This is a genomic window from Xylophilus sp. ASV27, from assembly GCF_016428875.1.
Taxonomy (GTDB): Bacteria; Pseudomonadota; Gammaproteobacteria; order Burkholderiales; family Burkholderiaceae_C; genus Xylophilus.
This window is the reverse complement of record NZ_JAELTO010000372.1, coordinates 1-302: the sequence shown is the minus strand read 5'-3', so window position 1 is coordinate 302 and position 302 is coordinate 1. Positions and strand designations below refer to the sequence as shown.

The following is a 302-nucleotide window of genomic DNA, read 5'->3' as shown; positions in this document are numbered from 1 at the left end:
CCCCCCCCCCCCCCCCCCCCCCCCCCCCCCCCCCCCCCCCCCCCCCCCCCCCCCCCCCCCCCCCCCCCCCCCCCCCCCCCCCCCCCCCCCCCCCCCCCCCCCCTCTTCAAGCAGAAGACGGCATACGCGATTTCCTGTACGGTCTCGTGGGCTCGGAGATGTGTATAAGAGACAGGTGCAGGTCTTCGTCCAGCAGGGCGTTGGCCTGGGCAATGGCCGCCAGCGGATTGCGGATTTCGTGGGCGACGGCAGCCGACATGCGGCCCATGGCCGCCAGCCGGTCGGTATGCAGGCGCGCCTCG

Annotated in this window: 1 protein-coding gene; it reads right to left on the bottom strand. The window is 76.2% G+C overall.

Annotated elements, in window-relative coordinates:
* Window positions 1-106: 106 nt before the first annotated feature.
* A partial coding sequence (locus JHD63_RS24440) for a histidine kinase dimerization/phospho-acceptor domain-containing protein (protein ID WP_304952660.1) occupies window positions 107-302 on the bottom strand: 196 nt, incomplete at its 5' end.